Origin of the sequence: Muricoccus pecuniae (assembly GCF_014199205.1) — a bacterium.
Lineage (GTDB): Bacteria > Pseudomonadota > Alphaproteobacteria > Acetobacterales > Acetobacteraceae > Roseomonas > Roseomonas pecuniae.
Window position 1 is genome coordinate 69815 of the sequence record NZ_JACIJD010000010.1, and the last position, 20419, is coordinate 90233.

A 20419-nucleotide genomic window follows, 5' to 3' on the forward strand; every position below is an offset into this window, starting at 1 on the left:
AGGTTCACCATGAACATCGGGCAGGCGGCCAAGGCATCCGGCGTCTCGGCGAAGATGCTTCGGTACTACGAGAGTATCGGCCTTCTCGCGCAGGCGGGCCGGACCGAGGCGGGCTACCGGGTCTACTCGGACGCCGACGTCCGCACGCTGCGCTTCGTTCGACGGGCGCGGGATCTCGGGCTCTCGCTGGAGCGCATCAAGCTTTTGATCGGCCTCTGGCAGGACGACGACCGGGCGAGCGCGGACGTGAAGCGCATCGCGACCGAGCACGCGGCCGAACTCCGGACCAAGATCGCCGAACTGACCCAGATGTGCGAGGCGCTGGAGGGCATGGCCGCGGCCTGCCACGGCGACCACCGTCCGGAGTGCCCGATCCTCGACGACATCGCTCGGGGCGGCCAGGCAGAAGCCGCCCCGAACGGGTCCAAGAGGTTAGGGACGAGGCGCGAGGCGCCGGGCGCCGGAGCGCACCGGGCCATCCAAGGAGCCATGCGATGAGCGACAATTCCCTTCAGCTCCCGGCGGGCAGGCGATCCGTTCTGCGCATCGGGCTGGCCGCGGCGGTGCTGCCGGTCGGCATGGCCTCGGCGGCACAGGCTGTGCGGGTGGAGGTCTGGAAGGATCCGAGCTGCGGCTGCTGCGAGGGCTGGGTCCGTCACCTGCGCGCGGCGGGCTTCGAGGCAAGCGTCCACGACGTGGCCAACCTGCAGGCCATCAAGGCGGCCAACGGCGTGCCGGACGCGCTCCACTCCTGCCACACAGCGACCGTGGGCGGCTACGTGGTCGAGGGGCACGTCCCCGCCGCCGACGTGCGCCGCCTGCTGGCTGAGCGTCCCCGGGCCAGGGGGCTGGCAGCTCCTGGGATGCCGCCCTCTTCGCCGGGAATGGACATGCCGGGCACGCCCTACGAGGTCGTCCTGTTCGGTGGGCCCGGTGGCGATCGGCTCTGGGCGCGGCACTGAGCATGGCGTTGGGCAGCCCGCAGCAGCAGGAACCAGGTAAAGCAAGGCCGTTCTGCCTGGGTAATCTACGCGACGCGGCGCCATCGGCGGGACGAGGAACAGTTTGCTGGCTTCAGAGAAGCGCACTGCATGCATCGGAGGGCGCGGGCCGTTGCCCACGGCCATAGAGGGGCAGTTGATCCAGCTCTACACCGTTTTGGCTCACCAGCAGGCCTTGGCCGACGAACGTCCGTCACGCGACCTGTGGCTTGCTGATCAAGCAACGATTCAATCGCCCCTGGTCAGCGTGGCGCCGTGCGGTGACCAAGGGCGCCCCGTGGACGCTCAACGCTCCGCACGGCGTGTGGGCGGTGTCGGAGCTTCGGCCCGGCGGCCGGGCTGAGCTCCGATACGCCCCCTTTGACGATGAGGGCGGACTCCGGGTCGCGCCGCTGACCATCGGCGAGTTCGCCTCCGTCGGGGACGCTAGGTTCGCGGCTGACGCCTACGAGGCCGAGGAACCACCAGAACTGCCCGACGACCTGGCGGACACTTTCCTCCCTGGGGACGGCGAGGCCGAAATCCAGGCGCCGGACGGGCGCGTCTTCCTGCTCTCGCTCACGGAGGAGGCGGTGACCCTCAGCCTCGGTGAGGGCGACGCCAGGACCGAGTGGGCCCGCCTTGACCAGCCGCGGGTGTTCGGGGACGACCCCGAACACGGGCGGCCGCCTGGTCACGAGGAACCGGCGGAGTTGGATCTCGCCATCATGGTTGAGCTCACGGAGCGAATGGGCTCCGCCGCCTAGTGAGCACCCTTTTGCCCGGCCGGGGTGGGTGTGCAATTGAGGCAAGGGCGGGAGGTCGGACGTCCTACGTCGACGAGCAGCGGGCCGGGCTCGGGTTGTTTTTCGAGCAGGCAGTGCGCTGCAAGATCCAGACGTCACTGACCCGGACTGACATCCTACCTGAAATTCCTGCTCGGCGGCAGCTTCGTCGGCGGCTGGCGCCTGCTTCCCGGCTCCGGTCTTCGGACCTCGTCAGCCCGTCCCAGGATGCGCTCCGCCCACTCGCCCCCCTGGTCTGCCAGCGACAGGCCGTCGAGAAGGTCCGAGCGGTCCTCCAGCTTGCCGACGATGAGGTGGTTCACTGCCACCTCGACGTGCTCTTCAAGGCGCTCGACGCGGCCCTCGGCCACGATGAGGCGGGCGCCGACCAGTGCGCGCCGGTTCTCCTCAGCCACCTTGGCGAAGATGACGAGGTTGCCGACGCCGTGCTCGTCCTCGACGGTCATGAAGATGACGCCTTTTGAACTGCCCGGGCGCTGGCGCATCAGCACGATGCCGGGCAGCCGAATCCTTGCGCCGTGGCGGAGCGTGGTCAGGCTTCGGGTGTCATCCAACCCCAGCCGGTCCAGCACGGGCCGCAGCAAGGCCAGCGGATGGCGCCCTAAGGTCAGGCCGGTCGAGCGGTAGTCCTCGACTACGTGCTCGCCCTCGCGCTGGTGTGGCAGGGCCGCCTCGGGTTCCGTCATCAGAGGTATCTCGGCCATAGCGGCTTCAGCCGTGTCCCGCACTACGGCGAATAGCGGCAGGTTCTGTGGTCCGGACGCGGCCACCCCGGCGTCCCATGAAGCCCGCCTCCGGCTGACCCCGGTCGAACGAAAGGCGTTGGCCGCCGCCAGCGCCTCCAGCGTGCGGCGTCCGACCTGTGCCCGCATGGCGGCGTCCCCCACGCTCGCAAAGGGCGCCCCATTCCTAGAACGCCGGGCCTTTAGGAGGTGCTTGGCCTCCTCCTCCCGCAGCCCGCTGATCAACCGCAGCCCGAGCCGGATGGCGAGCCCGCCGCGGCTGGCGGCCTCGGGTTCCAGGCCGCTGTCCCAGTCCGACAGGTTGACGTCCACCTCGTGCACGACGACGCCGTGCTCCCGCGCGTCCCGCACGAGCTGGGCGGGCGCGTAGAACCCCATCGGCTGGCTGTTCAGCAGCGCGCAGGTGAAAACAGCCGGGTGGTGGCACTTCACCCAGGCGCTCGAGTAGACGAGCTGCGCGAAGCTTGCCGCGTGGCTCTCGGGGAAGCCGTAGCTGCCGAAGCCCTCAATCTGGGCGAAGACCTGCTCCGCGAACTCCTGCTGGTATCCGCGCCGGACCATCCCGGCGACCAGGCGCTCGCGGTAGGCCGCCACGCCGCCGGTGATCTTGAACGTCGCCATGGCGCGGCGGAGCTGGTCGGCCTCGTCCGGCGTGAATTTGGCCGCGACGATGGCGATCCGCATCACCTGCTCCTGGAAGAGCGGCACGCCGAGCGTCTTGCCCAGCACCCGCTCCAGCTCGTCGGCAGGCCCGTGCTCCAGGGCTGGCGATGGGAAGGTGACCGGCTCCTTGCCCGCCTTCCGGCGCAGGTAGGGGTGCACCATGTCACCGGCGATCGGACCAGGGCGGACGATCGCGACCTCCACGACCAGGTCGTAGAACTTCTCCGGCCTGAGACGGGGCAGCATGTTCATCTGCGCCCGGCTCTCCACCTGGAAGACGCCGACGCTGTCAGCCCGGCGCAGCATGGCGTAGGTTTCCGGGCACTCACGGGGTAGCGTGGCCAGGTCGTGGTCCGGCCCGCCGTGGCGTCGAAGCAGGTCAAAGCTCCGCCGGAGGCAGGACAGCATTCCGAGCGCCAGGACATCCACCTTCAGGATGCCGAGGGCGTCGATGTCGTCCTTGTCCCACTCCAGGACAGTCCTGCCGTCCATGGCAGCGTTGCCAACCACCGCCAGCTCGATCAGTGGTCCGCGGGTGATGACGAAGCCGCCGACATGGGTGGCAGTGTGCCGAGGGAAGTCCTGGATCTCCTGGGCAAGCTCCATGGTCATCGCAAGCCGCGGGTCGGAGAGGTCCAGCCCTTCGCTGGCCGCCAGCTCGGCAAGGTCCTTGTCCGAGCCCGGCCCCCAGCTCGCCTTGGAAAGGCGGCCGGTAACGTCCTCGGAAAGGCCCATGGCCTTGCCGACCTCGCGGATGGCCGACCGGCCGCGATAGCGGATGACCGTGCCGCAGATGGCGGCCCGCTCGCGGCCGTAGCGCTCGTAGATGTGCTGGATGACCTCCTCGCGGCGCTCGTGCTCGAAGTCGATGTCGATGTCGGGCGGCTCGCCGCGAGAGGCGGAGACGAAGCGCTCGAAGAGGAGGTCGTGCTTGCCGGGGTCGACCGCGGTGACGCCGAGGACGTAGCAGACCGCCGAGTTCGCGGCGGATCCCCGGCCCTGGCAGAGGATGCCCCGCTCGCGGGCGAAGCGGACGATCTCGTGGACGGTCAGGAAGTAGGGCGCATAGCCGAGTTGGTCGATCAGGCCGAGCTCGTGCTCAACCCGGCCTGAGATCTCCTCGGGCACGATGGTCCAGCGCTCAGCCAGGGCTTGGTCTACCCGTGCCCTGAGCGTCTCTATGGCCGTGCGACCGGGCTCCAGCACCTCGTCCGGGTACTCGTAGCGGAGCTGGTCGAGGTTGAAGCCGCGGGCGGCCTCAAGGACTCGCAGGGTGTTGGCGATGGCATCCGGGTGACGCCTGAAGCGGGCGCCGATTTCCTGGAGGGACTTGGGACGGCGCTCGGCATTCAGCTCGGCGTCGAAGCCGATCTGGTCGATGGTGCGGCCGGTGCGGATGGCGGTGAGCACGTCGACAAGGCGGCGGCGCCCGGCGACATGGTAGCGGACGTCACCGGTGGCCAGGAGCCGCCCACCGGCGCCGCGGGCGACGTCGGCGAGCAGGTCGAGCTTGCGGACGTCACCGCCGCCGAGGGTGCTGGAACCCGCCACCATCAGGGGCAGCGCAAGGCGCCGGAGGTCGGCGGCGTCGCGCCGAACGCGGTCGGCGAAATCCTTGTCAGCCCGAGGTGGGGGAACCGTGGCCATGGCCCATCCCTCGGCGGCCTCGATCAGGGCGCCGCGGCCGAGCCGGACTTCGTCCTTGGGCGAGGTGAGGCGTGCGGCGGACAGCAGCGCGGTCAGGCGGCCGTAGGAAGCCCGGCAGGTTGGCCATACCAGGTACTCGGCGCCGTCCTCAAGGGAGAGGCGGCACCCTACCACGAAGGGGATGCCCGCTTCCTTGGCGGCCACATGCCCGCGGACGACCCCGGCTAGGGTGTTAGTGTCGCAGATCCCGATGCCCGAGTAGCCCAGCATCTTGGCGGTCGCGACCAGCTCGGAAGGGTGCGATGCCCCGTCCAGGAAGGAGAAGTTGGACTTGGCCCCGAGCTCCGCGAAGGCCTGTGAGGCGTCGGCACGCCGATCCAGCGCAGACCGGTCGACCTGGGTAGGCATCAGGTGCTGTGGGGCGGGCGAGGCGGTTTCTTGACCACCATCAGGTTGGCGCGGTCGAGCTGGGCGGCGAGCTGCTCCGCGAGGACGGCGGCCGCAACCTCCCAGGCCGCGCCGCGACGTGGCTTGCCACGCTCGTCGTGCCGGAGCGCATAGGCGAGCACCTCGGCCACCTCGTCGCCAGAGGCAGGAATCAGAGGCGGCCCCGAGGGCTCATCCGCCATGACGTGTCCCCTGGCCGGTGGGGAAGAGGCCCGGAAACTCGAGTTGCCTCTCATCCCGCAGCGGCGTGTCGTCGTCCTCGGCAGGCGCGGACGATCCAGCCACCCGGGCCGGAGAGAACCGGGGTTCAGCTGGGATTCTGGCAGGGGATGGAGGCGATTCGCGCATGCGCCGAAGCTGTCGGACGCGCGCGAACAAATCAAGAACAATAAATGGAAAGATTCGCCGCTGTCATCAGCCGCAGTAAATGATGATGTCGAGATGTCGGTGGGGAGCGGCTCATATGGCTGCGCTCCGCTGGTGGATCTTAGCACGTGGATCTGCCTTGGATACGCAGTGGATTTTTGTTGTGACGGCGCAGGTCGCATCACTGCCCCTTTAGGTTGCTCCGCTTTGTCAAGGTGCGCCCCTGCGAGGGTGCCGCCGGGGTACACCGCAGCCTCGGGTAAACGGGGTTTCTGACATCGCGATTTTAGGTCCATATACCCTAGACGTTAACCATTCGCAGCTAGACATCTGACTTGGCCGCTGAGTTGCCAAGAGCGGAAGCGGCCGTTAGCGGACAGTTCGCTCCCGAGTGGCTCTTGCGGAGAATCGGAAGCGTCATCGTCATGTTTGGGTCTTAGGAAACCCGACGAGCAGCCTGTCTCATCAGGGTCACTACCTTACGCCGAGCGCGTCCAGCATAATAGAGATTGAGCCCGCTCCGATAAAGCTCGGGCAGAAAGAATTCATCACCACTCCTAAACAGCACTCCATTGTCCTCAAGTATTTTAGTGTCGTCCGCACCAATTAGATTGTGCGCTTGGCTATAGGACCACGGCAACTCACGCTCGCGACCTGTAAGACCCTGCACTTTCTGGAAAATCCGCTTGAGGTCAGCATTCTCCTCCCCGGTCTCGAACACGCGTTCAGCGCTACACGGGCCGATGGCTTCTCGCATGGCGCGAGGGCTCAACAGCCTATCATCATAGTAGGCATCCTCAGGACTCGAGTTGCGTGCTGCCTCCGCTAGGAAACGAACTAGGTCTCGCGCCTTAATCCGCCGGTTGAAGTCGGATAGTGAGGACATCGTCCACTCCAGCGATCGCGCTTCACGCGAGGTGGTTGGCCCCATTTTCCAGCCCCACAAGTCTGCGAGTGCCTGACTGCGTGCTTCCTCATCCAATAGCACCAGTTCCTCTGGTGCTTTGTCCACAGGCAGGCTTTCTGACTTCTGAGCGATCCACAGGGCCAGCGCGGACGCTTCGGCCCAGTTCCACCGAAGTGAGTACGCCGAGTATCTGTCCTCGAACTGCTTGAAGTTATTGATCAGGGCATAGCGGGCGAGATCCTCGCGAATGAAGATAACGCATCCGACGTTTCGCCGTGGCAGTTGCGAAAGCCAGTCTGGCACATGCCTCAGAAGCGCCTCGACGGCAGCCTGCTCAACCTCGCTGGTTCGCAAACGCGAGAACAAGGTTTCGATACCATCGAATATGGCTATTATTGACGTATCTTTGGGCATGGATGTTGCAAGCACTTCGAATGCTCCCCGCGTCCGAGGGGTAAAACCAGCCCTCCAAGCAATCAAATCCAGCCAAAATTTGCGCCATCCGACTGCGCTATTTGCATCAGGCGATCGAATTTGATGTTCTATCACATCCGTGATGAACTGATCGCTGAGCGGTTCATGATTAGACACTGCTCTGGCGGCCGCGGACGTGACACTACGCTCTGCAACCTTCGCATCGCTGTCCAAGTCCTTTGGTGGCGTGACTGGAAGAATCAGCGCTGCGGAAACCCTTGAGCCTGCGCTATCAGTTATCCCCAAGCGCTGAGAAAACGCCCCCCAAGTCTTCGAGAGAGCTAATGACATGAATGTATAGGATTTCCCCGCTCCCTTCTCCCCCACCACCGCAACGGCGGGAAGTGTCGCTTGATGCCGTTCAGCCAAGTTGACGAGGGACGCTGTTGGAAAAATTTCCACCTGAGGCTGACTTTCGGCAAAAATACTCTTTCGGGCATAGTCAGCCAGCTTTTCGCGTCTAGTTATTTTGCTATCTACTGGTTGCACAGGCGTCGGACTTGCAGGGATGATGGAACCAAACGCGGCAAGCATTTTCTCAGGCAGAGCGGACCTAAGCAGCGTCCGCTGTACATCTCGCAAACCGCGCGGCAGGATTGCAGCCGTAGGATCGGCTTCGATTGTCGTGGTGGTGATGGTTGCTTCTTGAAAGGGATTTGGTGACTCTTCCTGCTGCAAGGAAAAAAAATTGGCTTGATCGTGAAAGAGCCGAAGTTCTTCCTCTAGAATACTCATCGCTGCCGACGCGCTCTCGTGTCCCGCATGGCCTTCACCAGGACCAAATGGGACTTGATTTATGATGACCGTCGGCAGCGTAGCATCCAGCTGAGAGCCCGAGGCTAGTTGCCACTTGGCTCCCATCTCCCGCATGCGCTCCAAGAGCATAATTGTGCCATCGATAGCTTGACCGTTCAGGGTTGTTACCAGTGCATGCTGAAGCCGCGGGTCCAAGAACAAGGAAGCGACCAGCTCCGATAAGCCAGCGCGAAGATCAACAATTACCAACTCTGCCCCTGCTGCCCGACCAAGCCTCGCCACCAAAGAGCCGACGAAAAAAGGAGACCTTTTACTCGATAAGGTCAGACTGTCCGGCGAGATGTTAGGCAGCCCAAGATCACGCGTGCAGGGGAGGATCATCAAGCTACCTACTTCCTGATCGCCAAGCCGACTTGCAACCAACTCAATAGCGTCGTTAGCCTGCGGGTCAGTAGAAGCGTGTGCGATGGTGAGCAGGTCAGCAAAAGCGATGCGTGGGTTGGGCATCACTTGCTTCAGAAGGGTGGATACTCCTGGCGCCTCGAAATCAGCATCAATGAACAGGACGCGCCGATTGGCAGCACCCAACGCCAACGCCAAGGACAAGGCGAGAGTGGTCCGACCCATCCCTCCTTTGAAGGAGTGGAAGGTCAGGACAGGGGGGCATTCGAGAAGTTGCTCGACCGTACCGACTTCGTAGGTGGCATTGTAGACCACTGCACTGCCAGAAATAAGCGTAGGACGCAGTCGTACGCGAGGCTGTGACTCGGTCTCGTCTTCCACACGCTCGATGTCTATCGGCAAAAGGCGAGGTGAATCGTTGCTCGTGGACTCGAGCGCGATCGCGAAACGGTCCTCTAGGTAGCGAGGGCCGAATAGCGCCCCAAGCCATCTTTTTACGGGCTCGATCTCTGCTTGGCTTCTGAGAGACAGGGAAAGGCGCGACGGAAGCGGTTGGGCCCTAAGCAGCTCCGCTGGAGCGGAGCGATGCGCCTCGGGACTGCGGAGTGTATCCAAGACGTCAAGGTAGGTGTAATATTCACTCATCTTAAATCCCCTGCGCGGCTAGTCGCGCCTCGACCTCTGCTACGACTTTCTCGAGCCATCCCTCGACACCACTTACGTAAGACTCGGGGATTTTCACACCATAACGAGCTGCTTCATGCATTTTGTAAGGAGGAAAATCAGTGCCGTTGATTTGAAACGAGGCGGGGGCAGGACCAACATCCACGGGCAGAAGGTTGGCAGCGAGGCAAAGCTGCTCGATGTTATGAAGATCGACCCTTGGGAGGCCAAGCGTGGCAACGAGGGAGCCTCTCAGGTCAGCGGTTGTGGCCAAGGACCGTGACATCATAATGAGGTACTTCAAGCCGCACTCGGCGGCGTAAAACAGCGAAACCAGCTTTGGGCGGCGTGGAAGCTCCGCGAGTTGGAAGCTGGACCGGTGCCGCTGGAATGCGCGCTTGATATCAAGCGAATCAGATGGAACCTGCATCATGCCACCCCGCTAGAGCTGAACTTCACTGCGCATCCAAAGCTGCCCTGCGTTCCTGCTTGAACATACAAGCATCTCTTCAACAAGAGAGATCATTGTCGGCTACGCGGATGCTCAGGTCACCTACACACGAGGGCAAGGGTCAGGATGTCCGCTTCCGAGCGGGCCGGTTCGGCCCGGCGTATGTTCGCAACGGGCGCAGGCCAGAAGTTCAATGTGGGCGGTCCACCTTGATCAGGCGGTCCTTAGGACGGGCAGCATTTTGCGACACTGGAGGAGTGGCTTCCGCTCTCGCGTGCTTCAGGAGTGCCACATCCACTCTGGCACTCCTTGATCCTGACGCAGCCTAGTCCGCTGGAGCGCCATCGCCACCCGCACGTCCGGCTCGCGGACCGCCCCAGCTCCTGAGAGTCCAGGCAGGCTGGCGCGCGCCTCGGAGGCAAACCTGATCGGCAGCACTTGGTCCTCTGGTTGCAGGTAGGCTGCCGCCCACCAGTCTGCGATTGCCGCTCCCGCCTGCTGGAGAGCCTCGGCGGAAGGCAGCCGCTCGCGCTTGCTGTGCTGGTTCACCCGCCGGTGTGCAGGCATCAGGTTCCAGAGATCACTGCAAGGCCACGCCGACCACGGGAGGCAGTGGTCGACATCCAATGTGTCTGGCGCCAGCCGCTTGCCGCTCCAGACGCAATGGACGGCTGTCCTGCTTTCCATGAGCGCCAACGCTCGAGCACGCGGCAGGGCAACGTCGCGCACCGGACCGGACCAGGTCATCGCCGCCGCCAAGGCGCCCGTGTCGACCGTCCTCCCCTGGGTAGCAGCGTAACCCTGCGTGAGGCGCATCCATTCGGAGATGAGCGCGGGCTCTACCCAGACCGCAAAGCGCTGCATCGCCGTCCATAGGTGACGCGGAACCCGCATGGTGCCGAAAGCGGAGAGATAGATGCCGTCTACCACGAGGCTGCCCGACCGATGGCTCGCTCGAGCGCGGGTCGTCTCAAGGATTTGCGCCCCGCCCGGGAATTTCAGGTAGTTCGCGGGCATTCGGACGATGTGGTCCGTAGCCTCGCGCAGCGCCTCGTGGAGTACCTGGTTAGGCGCCTCGCCAAGCACGGCGCCGGGGCGTAAGTCGAGCGGCGACAGGGCACCGGCTGCGAGCGCCAGCCAGCCCGGCCCCGCGAAGCCCAGGCCTTCGGACCCGCGGTGATTGGTTGGCGTTTGGGGCAGACCCGCCTTCACGAGTGGCAGGTAGAGCCGGAGCCAGTTCAAAGCGACCAGCCCCAACGGCAGCCGGATGTGGTCGTCGCCGTCGTCCTCGGCCAGCCCCGCCGAGCCATCGGCCGCGCGGCACAGGGCCCTGAGGAGGCCGAGCTTGTAGGTCGCGCTCTTGGCATCCTGCAGGATGAGGTGCCGCAGCAGTGGCAGGGCGCCGGTCCCGTCGTCTGGCAGGCGGAGGACCACGGCCGTCCAGGAGATGTTAGGGCGCCCCTGGAGGTCGGGAGATGGCACAGCCCGGACCATCTGCATGCCGTGGTTCCGAGCCAGGGTCTCGACCTCGGCGAGACCGACTTGGTGTCCGCCGCGCCCATCGTCAGGTCCGTGGCGCAGGGTCATGACGAGCAGCCCGCCCGACCTCAGGAGGCCTACCAGCTTCCGGAAGGCACGTGGCCGATCTGCGGGGGCGACGTGCTGCCAGACCGCGCTCAAGGAAACCACGTCGGCCGCGACACCCGAGCGGGACGCCGTCGTCAGGGTGGGCAGGCTGTCCGTGAGCCAGCGAATCCTCGGCGAAGGGTACCGTGCCTCGGCCTCGGCCCGCATCGCGGTCGAGGGCTCGATGGCGATGACCTCGTATCCAGCCCCGGCGTAGGCGCCCGCGTCACGGCCAGTGCCCGCACCGACATCGATAATTACCGCAGGAGGTGCTGGCAGCAGGTCAGCCAGCCAGTCGCGGGTGATCGTCGGCGGGACCGCCTCATAGGCAACCGCCAGCCGGGAAGCATTCGCGTCGTACCAGGAGATTACAGGAGCCTGCACCCGGGCACCGTAGCAAGGATAGGATCCGCGAGGTCCATAGGGAGCGTTACAATGAGCAGCCGAAAGGTGGCATTTCCTTCTCAATCGGGCGCGGCAGCTCAGCCAAGCGGCACAAGGCGCCAAGGGCCAGTCTTTGGAAGCACCCAGACCGCCCCATCCAGGCCGGGTTCCTCATCGAGGCGGGTCAGCTCCAGCTCGAGCTCGCCCGAGTTGTTGAGGTAGGTCTGCCAGAGGTCGTTGGCGAACAGGTAGAGCATGCCCGCCGGGCGCTCGCTCCGGATGAGGACGCTGTTTCCTTGCATCGTCAGGCTCTGCCCAACCGGCGCCAACTGGTTCAGCAAGAGCCTGGGGTCGCGCTTGAGCAGGTAGGCAAAGGCCAAGCCGAGCGGCAGTTCACGAAGCGGCCATCGCCGCGGCCCGGCAATCGTGGCGCAAAGGGCCATCCAGGGTGCGCCCCGAACACGCCTGCGCCAGCGCGCGCGCCACCGTGGGTCACCCGGCCGCTCCCCGGCGACGTTGCCCGCAGGTCCGCATGGCGGGCAACTGGCGTCGCGCCACAGGCCGCCGACCCACCGCAGCCGGTAGTAGATCGGCCGATCGGGATCGCCCCGAAGGATGAGTCCCGTCCGGTCCCACTGCCGGTGTGCCTCGGCGCGGAAGGCCACCGTCTCTCCGGGACGAAGATCATGGAGATCGTGGCGTCCCGTCTTCGCGTGAACCCTTTGGGCTCGCTCGAAGACACTCCTGTGGACCGAGATGCCCGCACCAGTGGTTGGGGGCCCATCAAGGACTTGGGCCCAGCGCGGCCAGGTGCCTAGCCAGCTCCAGGATGGGCGACGCGACGTCTCGTCGTGGAGGCGTGCCATCGGATCGGGCTTCAATGCCGCGAGAGTACCGGGCCTGACAGCCAGGTTGTGCCTCATGGCCCGCTCGAGCATCCATCCGAGGGTGATGTCGGACAGGCCAGTCTCCGGGTATCCGCCCCCGATGTCGGCGTGCGCGCCCCGGAACCAGACCTGCTCCAGGGTCTGCGTCCACCCGGAGCGGGTGCCCCCAGCCTTCCAGAACAGGGTTGGAAAGAAGGTGGCCCGACGCTCGTCCATGGCGAGCGCGTGGTAGACATGGCGGCAGTTCGGCATAGGGCTGGTGTTGAGTGCCCGGCTCTCGAATCCCTGGGGCTTGAACCACCATCCCCAGAGCGGCGCGCCCAGGGAGGCGACTGTGTCGAACACGCCCAGCATCTCTATGGGGACGTTTTGCCAAACGAACTCGTCCTGGACGGGTACGCCCGTGCTGCGGCTGTGCCCTATCCGGCCCCGGCGGGCTGAGTAGAGCGACACCAAGGCAGGCGCGCAGCGAAGGTTGGACGCCTTCAGGAGGCCGCAGGTGCGGATCACCCCGGCGATCGCGCGCGCTGTATAGGCACCGCGGGAGAAGCCAAAGATGTAGATGCGGTCGCCAGGACGGTACTGGCGGACAATCTCGGCGTAGCCGTCCAGGATATTCTCGCTAATGCCCGTGCCGGTCAGGCCTTCCCACGCCTGCCGGAGCCGCCCGGCTATGCCGAGCGCTGTTGCCAGTGGAGACAGCCACAACCACCCCGCCCACCGCTCCAAGGCGGCGCCTGCCCGGGCTGCGCGCGACGTGCCCGTGCCGACGCCCGGATCGTACCAGATCGTTTGGGTCTCATCCTCGACCAGCGCCTGCCCGAGCTTCCAGATATTCGTTGCGGCAGGGTCGTCGGCGTCCGGTGGGCGGTTGCGGGTCCCATCACACAGGATGACGATGCGGCGGCCATCCGATGGAGGGGCGGCCGGTAGGGGGGGCAGGGCCACCTCCGTTACGCCACCAGCGGTCAAGACCTCGCCCATCTCCCGCACCTGCCGGAACACCTTCGCTACCCTCAGCGTGGCCAATAGTGACGCGGCTGCGGCTACGGCCGTTCCAAGCCAAAAAGGCACGCCGAGGATCGTGCCGAGCGAACCGGCGAGTGCTGCGGCGAGAAGGGCCAGTACGACGGCGATCGCGTATGCCTCGAAAACGCGCCGGTTCCGTCGCGAGGCGGGGATCTGCCAGATCGAGCCCCGGCGGCGCAGGACGACCTCGAGGGACTGCGTCGCCAACCAGGCGGAGGCCAGGACCAACCCCGCGCCGATCGCAGCGCGGCTTGCGAGGTCCAGGGCAGCGAACATGACCTAACTCCGTCAAACCGTGGCTGACGGTAGTGATACTCACAGCTACCCGCAAACACCGTTTCAAGTGTCACCCTGACCAGCGTTAGGTCGGCGGCGTCATGCGCTGCAGTTCGACCATCATCGTCTTGCTACCACGCGACTGCGGTTATGCATGTCAGAGCCCAGCGTGCAGTGAAGCATGACGCGCAAGACTTGCCTTGCGGCCCGCGGGCCCAGCATCACTCAGCTCTGCCGGGTGCGGCAGGACGCGAACAGAGAAGTGCAGAAAGTGCATTCGCAATCAGGTTCACGTCGAAGATCTTCTTTGGCTTACGATACGAAATGGTATCCTCGGTGTAGGAGCACACCTGAGAGATAGGAAACATCATGAACGGCACTCCCAAGTACGCGAAGGTCGCCCTGAAGATCAGCAAGACGGACAGCAGCGCGTTCGGCGTCGTCAACGCCGCACGCAAGGCGTTGCAGAAGGCTGGTGCTCCGCCAGCGGAGATCGAGACCTACATGAAGGAAGCGTTGTCCGGCGACTACAATCACGTGCTGAACACGACTGCGAGCTGGGTCGGGTTCAAGCACTGAACTCGGTGTGACCTGAGACCGACAGGGGGGGCGGCAGCTGATCGCCGCTGCCCTCCTTTCGGCTAGCGCGGTGGGCGCACATGGTCACCAACATCAACCGGCGCCGTGCGCAGGTGCGTTCTGCCACTCTCCTCTCAGCGGTTCCCCTGCGGAACCTCGACAGCAACGGCGCGGTCCGGAAAGTGCTGGGACACCCAATCCTGAGCGTAGCTTGGGACAACGTACACCGTGAGCGCGTGGCCCTCCATGGTTACGGGCAGCGCCGCCCGATCGAACGCAGCGTGCGCCTTTCTGAGGAGGGCTTTCTCATCCTCTTGCACGCGTGGCTCCAACTGCAGGATGACCGCGACCTGATGAGGGAAGTCCGAAGCCGGGTGCACTGGCAGGAGGAGCACGACTTGTTCGATCTGGCCGGGGAACGCCTTCGCGGCCGCACTGGCGAAGTCACGCAGGCACGCCGCTCCGACGGACCCCACCGCTTCTTCGAGCGTCATGAAGCCTCTCCCTCCTCCGCCGCGTCACGGCCGAGCAGTACGTGAAGGGAGTGGTCCCTCGCGCGCTTGCGCTCGGCGTGATCGGCGGCCGCAGACGTCAGGCGGCGTAGTGCTTCTTCGCGCTCGCCCTGGCTGAACAGGGCCGAGGGTCGTTGGCGCCGTGGCTCCCGGTCACCGGCGCCCTCCAGCCAGCGGCATGCCTCGACCCGATCTCCTCCAAAAGCCTGGACGACCTGCTTCATGTCGTCCTCCGTTAGAGGGCCAACGCCAAGCCTTGCATCGACGCTGCCGAAGAACCGTACGGCGGCTGCTGCGTCTCGTGCCCCGAGCCCGTCCAGGCCGTCGGTCCTCAGGGTCGCGCCTGGCACGACGTTCTCGTCATCGAGCACGAGCCAGGTGCCGTAATGCGCTATACCGTGCTCCTCGAGCCAGTAGGAGATGTCAGCGTTTTTGTCCGGTGATCCATGGCGGACCATGGGGCAAGCCCAATCCTCATGGAGCAGGGCGCCCGGCAAACCCTGGTCCAGGAGCTTGGTGCGGGTCAGCTCAGGGCCGACGGTGTACCGCCAGAAGCTGGCAACCACGACCTGCGCACCAGTTGCTTCGCAGATGCGGCCGACCAGAGCGACAGCGCAGGGATCAAAGACTACTTCGTGTCCGACCAGCTGCAGCGACTGCCACCTCGGCAAGCCCGCACTCATGGCCTGCAGATCCTGGTTGGCGGGCAGGAGCCAAGCGCGGCTGGAGAGCAGCACGCCGTCGATGTCGAGGAAGAGGACAGGCGGAGTCATCGCACCCGCTCCCAGCTTTCAGCGCGCGGCAGTGGCAGGTAGGCACGACAGCGAACCGAGAGGGCTCGCCTTACCAAGTTGTCCACGGCGCCCAGAGCGGAGCATGCAAGTTCGCGTCTGGGAGCCTCACTCGGATTGCACCAGGCGGGCTTCATAGTGGGGCCCTTCCTCCCCGGCGGCGCCGCACGTCTCGCCACCAGAGTTCAGCCAGCCCAAGCCCGTAGAAGGTGACGCCGCTGACGCCGAAGCCCGTCGTCACGACCCCAGCTGCCCACAAGAGGAGAATAACCGGAAGGGACCGGCCGCTGACCGTCGTGCCATCAAACGATGACATGGCGTGTTTGATGGCAGCGCCGCCTGCGCCCAGGCCAGCAAGAGCCGCGGCGGTCATGCGCACGATCATTGATGGGCCGACCCATGGCTTGATGGCGACCATACACGCCTCCGCATTGACGGCCACACGACTGTATCCAAGGTGAATGGCGGCAATGCCGCGCGCTGGTCGGTAGCCTCCTTACCGATGTCGGTGACCCGGACCCGGCGGACCCGCATCGCCATGCTAGTCGTCCGAGGTAGAGCGGTCGGCAGATGCCGCCTCGGCGCCGAGGCTGTCCAAAACCGCGCTCACGGCCCAGCAAGCAGCTCGCAAGCCCTCCTCACGCCCGGTGCCGCGGGCGGCTGCCGCTGCTGTGGTGAGCTGGGCACGCGCCGCCGACGCGTGCATGCGGATAGTTTCGTTGGCTTCAGCGTTGATGGCTTCAGGTCCACGGTCCACTGCTTGCGTGTCACCGTTGCGGTCGTCCACGATCGCTTGCCTCGGCATGGCGGATGATATCCCGAGGAACTTGGCAAGCATGTCCGCGCATCCGTCAGAGCCGCCCTCACTAGCCATTTGGCGCATCACCTGGGCAACGCAGGGCTTCAGGCTGATCTGGAGCCCGCCGATTTCCCCATGGGTGGCGCTGACCAGGGCGCCTATTGACGGATGCCGTTCAGTGGGTCCCGCGACCAGATCCTCGCGCGAGTGCCAGCCGCCATCACTGTCGTAGATTCCCCAAGGGACAGGCGGCGCGGCGCTGGCGCCGTTCGAGCGCCGCCACCATTCGGGCGTCCCCGCGTCGTCGACCGGTCCACTGGCGCCCGTGACCGGATCGACGAGCGCGGCCATGCTGACCGCGAAGGCGACGGCGCCAGCCTGCGATGCCGCTCCCCTCACGGAATCCCAGCCGACGACAAGCTGGCCCACGGCACCGTCACGCCACGCCTCAAGGCGGTCAAACTGCTCGGGCTTGTCGATGAAGGCCGAGAGGACGACGTCGGCCACGTCTACCCACCCTGCGGGGACGTCAATATCCTTGCTCACGAGGCAGCTCCACCGGCGCCCAAGCAGGGTGAGCGCTTGCGGGCGGCCCGCGCCGATGGGCGCACGATAAGGTTCGAGGAAGCGGGCCGGAGCAGGCTTATGGCCATCCACCTCGTCGGGAGCGAGGATGAAGGTCTCACCATCACTGTTGACCATCGGCCTGCCAGGCCTGCCCGAAAGAGAGCTCACGGCAAGGCTCATGTGAAAGGCGGCGTTCACCGCCCCGCGCACGAAATTGTCCTGGCCGATGACATAGCAATGCAGGCCACCACGTGGGAGCGACTGGATCCGCACTACCTGGAGGCGGTCCAGACCGGCCGCGCTGACGTGCCGATCGAGCACGCCAGAGAGCGCCAGGAGAATGGCAAACCAGCCGTCGCCGATCTCGGGTTTGAAGGGAGTCGAATCCTCTTCGGGGCGCCCAAGGGGATGCTCATAGAGGATTGGAAACCGCGATCGAAGGAGTTGCTCGAGTTCCGGTCGCATCAGGATGCCCCCCGCCCGTCGCGCAGCAATCGGTACTGCTCGATGTTGGTCTCAAGGAAATGCGTGACCGCGGCCGAGTCCTCGAGCGGCGGCGCCTCAAGCCTGAGGTGCCGGGCCATCTTGCACGCCGACAACCACATCGCGGCCGTGATCAGGTCTGTTGAGACCGGCGGCAGCGGGATGGCAGCCGGGCTGTGAGGCGATATCAGGAAGGCGAACGCAATCCTTGCCTCGATGGTCGGCAAGGTGTCGGCGGTGACCTCGCGGCCCAGCGCGTACCGCCTCCCGCTCGCGGTCTCGGCTCGCCCAACTGCCGCATCGAGCCAGACGACCGGCGTACTCAAGACCCATGACAGGCCACCGGTCCCGGCGTGCTCGACCGCGAAGCCGAACAGGGCCTCGGAGCCGTCGCCGAGTTCGACGAGGCACCAGGGGTCCACCCGAGCATTCGACGTCCAGCCGTTGTCCGGGAGGGTCATGCTTGGTTCCTTGCCCCCGAGTCGCATCCGACGTTTAGCCCTCTGGCGCAGCTTCTACCGCCCAGATGCTCCAAGAGCAAGTTTTATGGCGGGATAGACGCCATATTTGGCGCCTCGAACGCCGGATACGTCGTCCCAAGGATTACTTGGCGATCAGGCTGGCTCACTTCACCGGGGTCGCCAGAATAGCAAGCATGATCTCGACCCACTTGGCGCCTCCATGATTCCTTATGGCCGTCTCATAGCGGCTGCTCGCGTTCTGGCAGGATGGAGCCAGACGGAGTTGTCGCAGGCGTCGGGTGTCTCGGAGAGGACGGTTCAGAGGCTTGAGAAGGGTGATCCGGGCGCGAGCATCGGAACCGTCGCGACCCTGCTGAAATCCTTGGAACGGCGCGGAGTGGTGTTGGCCGGTAGCGACGGACGCATCCGCGGTGGCGTTCAGATCCTCAAGGAGACGGAGGTTGATCGCGAGCTCGAAGCGGAGATCGCTCGAGGCATCTCGGCGACCAAGAACAGCAGCACGTAATCAGATTAAGAACGCCTCAAGTTGCCCGAAGTGGAGAGAATAAAGGAGAATCAGCAGCAACGATTTATCGCGCTGTATGCCACGGCACTGATCAAGCCCTGGCGCTCGTGCTCACCTAAGTGGGCGCCCCGCGATGCAGGCCTTCCCCTACCACTTCGCCGTCATCTCCTGCCGCAGCATGTCCACCCCGCCCTCATGCTCGACGGCGCGGGCTGACACATCGCGGAGCACCTCATCGGCCCGCCAATGTCAGCCTCTTCTTCCGGCCGCCCTACGCCCCAGAACTGAAGCCCAGTGCGTGATGGTGGACCTCCTTCAACGGGAGTTCGCCGCCTAGGCAGGCACCGCAGTCACATCGCTGCGTCGATACGAGACAGGAGACGCTTCCCTGAGGATGGACACTCTCCAGGCTCGGGTAACCGCTCTCCGCCGTCCGAGAATTCGCTTCATCGCCGACGAAGGTGGGACTTTGGGCGTCTTGCTCACCAGAGAAGACCACAAGGCAATGGAAGCGAAGCTGCGTTTTACGAGCAAGGTATTGCAGAGGAGCCGGAGAACCGCAGCACCGCACAGGCCACGAGTGACCCGGTGGCTCACACGCGCCGAAGCCGTTGATCCTCCGACCCCGAAAAGGTCACCTGACAAGCTAAGTACCCTTGAAGCTTGAGGCAGACACCGGACAAAATGCGGCTCTGATTTAACGAAAAGATCGATGGGAACGAAGCGCCGCCGGATGACCCGGCGGTGCCCCGTTTCCGTGCGCGGCCTATCCGTCCCCGGGGTCCGCGCGGAAAACATGGACCAGGTCCTAGTTGCTGGTCAACGCGGACGTAATGCGCCGATAGTCACGAATTCAGGCGTTGCGGCGCCGCGGATCGTTGCAAGCCGCTTCCCAGTCTGGCTGATCCGGCGATGGTGTGCACTCTAATCCAGACAGGTTATCTTTCTGGCCTGATTTCTTCGCGTCATACCGAGCGCGATGCTTTTGGGGGGCGGAGAGCCGCTAGCTAAACACAAAATCAGAGCGCTCGTCCAAACCAAGCTGGGTGGCTGCTTCAGCTTGTAAGCCCTAAACTTCTCCGTTTTCTGCACGTCGAAGATGGCCAAGATAATCCACGTCATGCCTTAGTCGGGCAGAGCCAAACCTACCTTGAAAGCGTGAGGGCGGGGAGGAACTCCTTGCGGTTGTAGCCCTCGGGGCCATGCCCCAGTGGGGCGGGCCTCACTACCCGGTCAAGCGCCCTCGAAAACCGGGGTAGCGAGAAACGGGCCGACGTTTGCCTACGGGGGCGGGCGACGGAGTTCCGAGGCTGCGAGAAATAGAAATGCGGAGCAGCCGCGAGATACGGCGCCCACTCCTGGAACGCAAACGGGAAAAACCATCGATTATGATCGGCGGCGCTGAAAGCTGCTCACCTGAAAAGACGAACCGCTTCTGCAGACCCGCGACCGAAGGGGCTCCGCCCCGCCGCCGCAGACGGCGGCTCCCCGGGATATAGGGCACAGAAACGAGGAAACTGGGGCCCCGATATGACCGGATGCCGCGACAAAGAAAGGGAACTTGGCCCAATTGCCGCTGTGAATGGTTGGAGAGGAGCGCGGACCGTGCGGCCGCCGACGCGAGAAGGGCGATGCAAACTGATACTTGGGACCAAAAACGCCGTTTCTGTGCTCTGTATCCCGGGGGAGCCGCCGTCTTCGGCGGCGGGGGCAGAGCCCCCTGCGGGAGGGAGCAATCTGTGAAAGTGGAGCGGACGACGAGATTCGAACTCGCGACATTCTGCTTGGAAGGCAGAAGCTCTACCCCTGAGCTACGTCCGCATCTCTCGGTAGGGGGCCGTTGACCCGAGATGGTGCCCCTGATAGAGGCCCGTCGTCCGCTGGGCAAGAGGCGAGTTGGGCGTGTTGTCTCTGGCCTTGGCGTTCATGTAGACATCCGACGGTAGGGCGGAGCTGGCGGGGTTGTGGCCGTGTTGGACGGTAGAACGTTCAAGTTCCTGTCGAGCCAGGTGGACCGGGGGCTTGGACGTTTTCGGGGCGCATTACGTCTTTCCAAGCTGGCTGTGCGGGTTCGATTCCCGTCACCCGCTCCAGCCGCGCCAAGCGGTTTCGCACCCTGAAATCTGCTTCCGACACCATATAGCGATCAACAAAGCCTGCACGGACGGGCAGGGGGCCCATGGCCCCTGGATGG

General features: G+C 64.8%; 16 protein-coding genes and 1 tRNA gene. 5 read left to right on the forward strand and 12 right to left on the reverse strand.

The genetic code is table 11. The features are described 5' to 3' along the window. The first annotated feature begins 9 nt into the window (after nucleotides 1-9). The 3 genes from cueR (at nucleotide 10) to FHS87_RS12195 (ending at nucleotide 1747) form a co-directional block, all read left to right on the forward strand. Complete coding sequence (gene cueR, locus FHS87_RS12185; protein WP_184518504.1) at nucleotides 10-498, forward strand: Cu(I)-responsive transcriptional regulator; 489 nt, start codon at nucleotides 10-12, stop codon at nucleotides 496-498. Further along, nucleotides 495-962, forward strand: a complete 468-nt coding sequence (locus FHS87_RS12190; RefSeq protein ID WP_184518507.1) for a DUF411 domain-containing protein — start codon at nucleotides 495-497, stop codon at nucleotides 960-962. Before cueR ends, FHS87_RS12190 begins: the two co-directional genes overlap by 4 nt. A gap of 248 nt (nucleotides 963-1210) precedes the next feature. Then, nucleotides 1211-1747 (forward strand): hypothetical protein, encoded by a 537-nt coding sequence (locus FHS87_RS12195; protein WP_184518510.1) that lies wholly within the window; start codon nucleotides 1211-1213, stop codon nucleotides 1745-1747. Nucleotides 1748-1902: 155 nt separating this feature from the next. Here FHS87_RS12195 and FHS87_RS12200 read toward each other — a convergent pair whose 3' ends face one another. From FHS87_RS12200 to FHS87_RS12225, 6 genes are all read right to left on the reverse strand, one after another. Then, complete coding sequence (locus tag FHS87_RS12200; RefSeq protein WP_184518512.1) at nucleotides 1903-5247, reverse strand: error-prone DNA polymerase; 3345 nt, start codon at nucleotides 5245-5247, stop codon at nucleotides 1903-1905. Beyond that, nucleotides 5247-5468 (reverse strand): hypothetical protein, encoded by a 222-nt coding sequence (locus FHS87_RS12205; protein WP_184518515.1) that lies wholly within the window; start codon nucleotides 5466-5468, stop codon nucleotides 5247-5249. The genes FHS87_RS12200 and FHS87_RS12205 overlap by 1 nt, the downstream gene beginning before the upstream one ends. A 620-nt stretch (nucleotides 5469-6088) precedes the next feature. After that, on the reverse strand, nucleotides 6089-8836 hold the full coding sequence (locus FHS87_RS12210) for a KGGVGR-motif variant AAA ATPase (RefSeq protein WP_184518518.1): 2748 nt from the start codon (nucleotides 8834-8836) through the stop codon (nucleotides 6089-6091). A 1-nt stretch (nucleotide 8837) separates the two neighbouring features. Then, nucleotides 8838-9287 (reverse strand): hypothetical protein, encoded by a 450-nt coding sequence (locus FHS87_RS12215; RefSeq protein WP_184518521.1) that lies wholly within the window; start codon nucleotides 9285-9287, stop codon nucleotides 8838-8840. A 297-nt stretch (nucleotides 9288-9584) separates the two neighbouring features. Beyond that, a complete protein-coding gene (locus tag FHS87_RS12220) occupies nucleotides 9585-11315 on the reverse strand; it encodes a class I SAM-dependent methyltransferase (RefSeq protein WP_184518524.1) in 1731 nt (576 codons plus the stop codon). Between the two features lie 98 nt (nucleotides 11316-11413). Continuing rightward, nucleotides 11414-13507: a DUF2235 domain-containing protein gene (locus FHS87_RS12225; RefSeq protein WP_184518527.1), complete on the reverse strand. Its 2094-nt coding sequence runs from the start codon at nucleotides 13505-13507 to the stop codon at nucleotides 11414-11416. A 369-nt stretch (nucleotides 13508-13876) separates the two neighbouring features. Here FHS87_RS12225 and FHS87_RS12230 point away from each other — a divergent pair, with 369 nt between their 5' ends. Further along, on the forward strand, nucleotides 13877-14086 hold the full coding sequence (locus tag FHS87_RS12230; protein ID WP_184518529.1) for a hypothetical protein: 210 nt from the start codon (nucleotides 13877-13879) through the stop codon (nucleotides 14084-14086). A gap of 134 nt (nucleotides 14087-14220) precedes the next feature. Here the strand turns inward: FHS87_RS12230 and FHS87_RS12235 are convergent, their stop codons facing one another. The 5 genes from FHS87_RS12235 to FHS87_RS12255 form a co-directional block, all read right to left on the reverse strand. Next, a complete protein-coding gene (locus FHS87_RS12235; protein ID WP_184518531.1) occupies nucleotides 14221-14580 on the reverse strand; it encodes a hypothetical protein in 360 nt (119 codons plus the stop codon). Next, a complete protein-coding gene (locus tag FHS87_RS12240; protein ID WP_184518533.1) occupies nucleotides 14577-15371 on the reverse strand; it encodes an HAD domain-containing protein in 795 nt (264 codons plus the stop codon). The genes FHS87_RS12235 and FHS87_RS12240 overlap by 4 nt, the downstream gene beginning before the upstream one ends. 151 nt (nucleotides 15372-15522) lie before the next feature. Next, nucleotides 15523-15807, reverse strand: a complete 285-nt coding sequence (locus FHS87_RS12245) for a hypothetical protein (protein WP_184518535.1) — start codon at nucleotides 15805-15807, stop codon at nucleotides 15523-15525. A gap of 123 nt (nucleotides 15808-15930) precedes the next feature. Then, nucleotides 15931-17220: a hypothetical protein gene (locus FHS87_RS12250; protein ID WP_184518537.1), complete on the reverse strand. Its 1290-nt coding sequence runs from the start codon at nucleotides 17218-17220 to the stop codon at nucleotides 15931-15933. Next, nucleotides 17220-17699, reverse strand: a complete 480-nt coding sequence (locus tag FHS87_RS12255) for a hypothetical protein (protein WP_184518538.1) — start codon at nucleotides 17697-17699, stop codon at nucleotides 17220-17222. The genes FHS87_RS12250 and FHS87_RS12255 overlap by 1 nt, the downstream gene beginning before the upstream one ends. A gap of 220 nt (nucleotides 17700-17919) precedes the next feature. Between FHS87_RS12255 and FHS87_RS12260 the strand changes: the two genes are divergently transcribed. Continuing rightward, complete coding sequence (locus FHS87_RS12260; protein WP_184518540.1) at nucleotides 17920-18225, forward strand: helix-turn-helix domain-containing protein; 306 nt, start codon at nucleotides 17920-17922, stop codon at nucleotides 18223-18225. A 1746-nt stretch (nucleotides 18226-19971) separates the two neighbouring features. On the opposite strand, the gene FHS87_RS12265 is transcribed toward FHS87_RS12260, so the two are convergent. After that, nucleotides 19972-20046 (reverse strand) — tRNA-Gly (locus tag FHS87_RS12265). Between the last annotated feature and the right edge of the window lie 373 nt (nucleotides 20047-20419).

Bases quoted from the DNA above. Each gene is read 5' to 3' on its own strand.
- cueR (WP_184518504.1), top strand. From the start codon at position 10: ATGAACATCGGGCAGGCGGCCAAGGCATCCGGCGTCTCGGCGAAGATG.
- FHS87_RS12190 (WP_184518507.1), top strand. From the start codon at position 495: ATGAGCGACAATTCCCTTCAGCTCCCGGCGGGCAGGCGATCCGTTCTG.
- FHS87_RS12200 (WP_184518512.1), bottom strand. From the start codon at position 5,247: ATGCCTACCCAGGTCGACCGGTCTGCGCTGGATCGGCGTGCCGACGCC.
- FHS87_RS12205 (WP_184518515.1), bottom strand. From the start codon at position 5,468: ATGGCGGATGAGCCCTCGGGGCCGCCTCTGATTCCTGCCTCTGGCGAC.
- FHS87_RS12210 (WP_184518518.1), bottom strand. From the start codon at position 8,836: ATGAGTGAATATTACACCTACCTTGACGTCTTGGATACACTCCGCAGT.
- FHS87_RS12215 (WP_184518521.1), bottom strand. From the start codon at position 9,287: ATGATGCAGGTTCCATCTGATTCGCTTGATATCAAGCGCGCATTCCAG.
- FHS87_RS12225 (WP_184518527.1), bottom strand. From the start codon at position 13,507: ATGTTCGCTGCCCTGGACCTCGCAAGCCGCGCTGCGATCGGCGCGGGG.
- FHS87_RS12230 (WP_184518529.1), top strand. From the start codon at position 13,877: ATGAACGGCACTCCCAAGTACGCGAAGGTCGCCCTGAAGATCAGCAAG.
- FHS87_RS12235 (WP_184518531.1), bottom strand. From the start codon at position 14,580: ATGACGCTCGAAGAAGCGGTGGGGTCCGTCGGAGCGGCGTGCCTGCGT.
- FHS87_RS12240 (WP_184518533.1), bottom strand. From the start codon at position 15,371: ATGACTCCGCCTGTCCTCTTCCTCGACATCGACGGCGTGCTGCTCTCC.
- FHS87_RS12245 (WP_184518535.1), bottom strand. From the start codon at position 15,807: ATGGTCGCCATCAAGCCATGGGTCGGCCCATCAATGATCGTGCGCATG.
- FHS87_RS12250 (WP_184518537.1), bottom strand. From the start codon at position 17,220: ATGCGACCGGAACTCGAGCAACTCCTTCGATCGCGGTTTCCAATCCTC.
- FHS87_RS12255 (WP_184518538.1), bottom strand. From the start codon at position 17,699: ATGACCCTCCCGGACAACGGCTGGACGTCGAATGCTCGGGTGGACCCC.
- FHS87_RS12260 (WP_184518540.1), top strand. From the start codon at position 17,920: ATGATTCCTTATGGCCGTCTCATAGCGGCTGCTCGCGTTCTGGCAGGA.